The sequence below is a fragment of the Moorena sp. SIO3H5 genome (assembly GCF_010692395.1).
GTDB lineage: Bacteria > Cyanobacteriota > Cyanobacteriia > Cyanobacteriales > Coleofasciculaceae > Moorena.
The window spans coordinates 1-3,166 of record NZ_JAAHHS010000619.1 but is presented as its reverse complement, the minus strand read 5'-3'; the positions used below and the strand labels follow the sequence as shown (position 1 = coordinate 3,166).

General features: G+C 40.2%; 3 protein-coding genes and 1 pseudogene. 2 read left to right on the top strand and 2 right to left on the bottom strand.

Features of this window, described 5'->3' with window-relative positions; genetic code table 11:
• A pseudogene (locus tag F6K52_RS34560) lies at positions 1-773 on the top strand (ammonium permease); the annotation flags it as partial.
• Between the two features lie 182 nt (positions 774-955).
• On the opposite strand, the gene F6K52_RS34555 reads toward F6K52_RS34560, so the two are convergent.
• Both F6K52_RS34555 and F6K52_RS34550 read right to left on the bottom strand, forming a co-directional pair.
• Positions 956-2,149, bottom strand: a complete 1,194-nt coding sequence (locus tag F6K52_RS34555) for a hypothetical protein (protein ID WP_293089455.1) — start codon at positions 2,147-2,149, stop codon at positions 956-958.
• Positions 2,150-2,291: 142 nt separating this feature from the next.
• A complete protein-coding gene (locus F6K52_RS34550; protein WP_075895743.1) occupies positions 2,292-2,636 on the bottom strand; it encodes a hypothetical protein in 345 nt (114 codons plus the stop codon).
• A 185-nt stretch (positions 2,637-2,821) separates the two neighbouring features.
• Between F6K52_RS34550 and F6K52_RS34545 the strand changes: the two genes are divergently transcribed.
• Positions 2,822-3,166: hypothetical protein (locus F6K52_RS34545; RefSeq protein WP_293089453.1), on the top strand; the 345-nt coding region annotated here is incomplete at its 3' end.

The following is a 3,166-nucleotide window of genomic DNA, read 5'->3' as shown; positions in this document are numbered from 1 at the left end:
TTGAAGGACTCGAGACTGAAAAGTTCTCTTCCGATAATCTGGGTTTAGCCACCTTAGGCTGCTTAATTCTCTGGCTGGGCTGGTTTGGTTTTAATGGTGGCTCAGCAAAGGATCTCGATTATGTAGGCAATACCATCACAATTACCATGATGGCAGCAGCAGCTGGTGGAATATCTAGCGTATTTTTTAGTCCAATTATCCTGGGAAAACCCAGTCTAGCCTCAATTATCAATGGCATTTTAGGTGGGTTGGTGGGAATTACAGCTTCAGCTGCTTTTGTAGATATCAGAAGTGCATTTATAATTGGCTCAATCAGCGGTATTTTTGTCCTTTTAGGGGAATATTTCCTACAAGTTTGGAAAATTGATGACCCAGTTGGTTCGGTTCCTGTTCACCTTTTCTGTGGATTTTGGGGAACGATTGCCTTAGGAATTTTTAGTAGCAATAGTTCTCTGTTATACTCAGAACTTGATGTATATGACGATCCATTATTACAAGTGTTGTGTCAGTTCTTAGGCTGGCTGATTATTATCATTGTAACAGCTCTATTGAGTTTAGTAGGTTGGCTATTAGTTAGCCTAATTTTATATTATGCAAGCCAGATCAATGAGCGGATTAGCGGCAAACAACGCCATAGTCAACAATTCCGTCAAACCCAATATTTTCAATTGGGAGAATTTATCTTAACTATTTTTGAAATTGCTCGTCGAGGGATTAGGGTATCTTTGGAAGAAGAAATCAGTGGTAGCGATGGGGTTTTTTACAATCCTTAAACTCTGGATTATCAGTTCAGTAAGTAAATAGCTAACTCTTAAAAAGTAGGAAATAAAAAAATATATAATCTTAACTTCTATTAATTAGCTAGTTAAATTATTGCTATTGCTAAAAATCAATACATTGCCTATTGCCTATTGCCACAACTACTGATTTAACAATTTAACAATTTAACAATTGATTATCCCAAATATTTAGAAGCGGGACAATCATATTTTATTAGATAGTCTTTCAACCAATTAGCATAACTATCATTATTCCTATCCCATTGACGGAAAAAACGTGTAAGAGGTTTTGGTTTAAACTGGTAGTAACTATCTGATACTTGACAAAGATTTATAGTAGCTTGCTTGAAATCACCTTGACTAGCTAGCTCTTCTATAGCATAGGAATACTGCAATTTATCTAACATTGACTGACATAGCTTGGGAAAAGTATTATTTTGACTCTTGATCTTTCTAAGTTGCTCGATTTGTTCTTTTCTGGTAGTAAACTGGCGTCTGCATATGTCCTCAGGAGCAAGGTTTTTTAGTTGATCGTCTGCTCTTCTAGCACTAGTACACTGAAATACACCAAAGGTAATCACTAAAAACAAGGCGATCAAGCCACCCCAAAAACTAATGGGTGATGGGATTCTGCTAGCTGATGGGGTAGCCGAGGTTGTGGCTTCGTATGGCTCGAAAGGTACTAAAGTTAATCCGTTGGGCTCGTTAGTTGTTAGATCTCGGTGTTTGGAATCGTCAGTTGTTGGATCTCGGTGTTTGGGCTCGTCAGTTGTTAGATCTTGGTCTTGAGTAACTGGGGTAATTGGTAGGTTAGGAAAAGCCATGGCGATGGCTTCATCAGTAGCATCTGTGGTCAGCTCAGATGCCAGCCAAAAGTCTGTACTGGTCAACTGTGCTAACTCTTGAGCTACCCAGCTGTGATTAAAAACAGCCTCATAAATACGGTTAGAAACTTTTAAATTTCCCCCCTGGTTAATCACCACACCGGAGTTGAGCAACACTTTTTGTTCCCAACTGTCATTTGCAATGATGACTCCTTGCAAAATCTTCTGATACAGCCGCAGGAATTGTTCTTCGAGCAAGAAACTACGAATATCTTGCAGAAGTTCAGCGGCTTCCTGAGTTTCCCAATTTTCAACAAAGTGGGTGTTGACGAGTTCTTCGACTTTGAGAGCTTCTTCACCAACAGGGATGGGAGATTTAGAGTCAAGGATAACTTGACAAAGCTTCTGGGTCAAAAAAGGCTGAGAGCCAGTCCATGCCAGTACCTCGTCTAACACAACCTCAGGGTTGCTCAGATGCTCAGCCAATGCGGGTTTAAATGGTTCGAGGATTTTAGCCACCTCAGGTTTATCCTGCTCAGACGTCATTTAATTCCTTGTGTATTCCAGACTATTTTTCCTTCAAACATATTTTGTGATAGTCTTAAATTTTCGATCAAGATCAACAAGGAATTTCTATGACCTACAAGCCAGGTTATAGGTAAGATATGGGGTGTAAACTACATGTCCACTACATGTCCATTACATCCAACCCCTCTGATGGCATAACCTTTCCCCCATAGGACTTAACTACATCTTCAAACAAGGGCATATCATCCTGTGGGATTCCCACTACTACTACCATTTGGGCATATTCCTCTGCTCCTTCTTCTTTGTATTCTATTTGCTCGAAGGGCAGGTCTGTTGTCCAATCGTCTGAATTGCTATTAATCATAGGGACGTTGGGCAACAGTTCTTCAACTGGGATAGCGCGAGGTTTAAAAGGTAGATCCACGCAAAATCGAGGCAGTGCCTGATGAGAAAAATTAACGAAATCCACGGGATTGGTAAAAACGACCGATACTTGGACTTTCATAATCTATGCTATGGTATTCAATCTATTGAGACTAAGTTGAATTAATACATGATAGCAAAGATGAGTAGTTATACAGCCTCTGAAATGCAGTCATCCCTAATCTGGGTCTAATACCCCCGTTAACCAAACTGGTAATATGAACAGTATGTTGTATCGTAATGACTCAATTTAGGAATTGATGCCTGGTGAATAAAGATGTATCAGGGGGTTTGGTTTACGAGTTCCAGCCTCATCAGATTATTTGCTTAGAGCATGACAATACTCGTTTATACGCTGAAGTCATCGAATTTGTGTCATCCCGACAAATGTGTTGGGTCCGTTCTATGATATTGGTGACCTTAGAGGATAGTCAAGAGCCTTTGGCAGTGGGAAGCTCTGAACACCTCAGTCTTTACGACCTACGCTCTGGGCCGGATTTACTTTGGCCAGCGAGTTTGTTACGACTAGCCTTAGACATTGAAGTAATTCCTTTGTTGGTTCGGTTAGATGACCCAGATGTCAATTTAGAAAATGACCCTGATGCTCGCCAA

Coding starts and splice junctions, on each gene's coding strand:
- F6K52_RS34555 (WP_293089455.1), bottom strand. CDS start 2,149: ATGACGTCTGAGCAGGATAAACCTGAGGTGGCTAAAATCCTCGAACCA.
- F6K52_RS34550 (WP_075895743.1), bottom strand. CDS start 2,636: ATGAAAGTCCAAGTATCGGTCGTTTTTACCAATCCCGTGGATTTCGTT.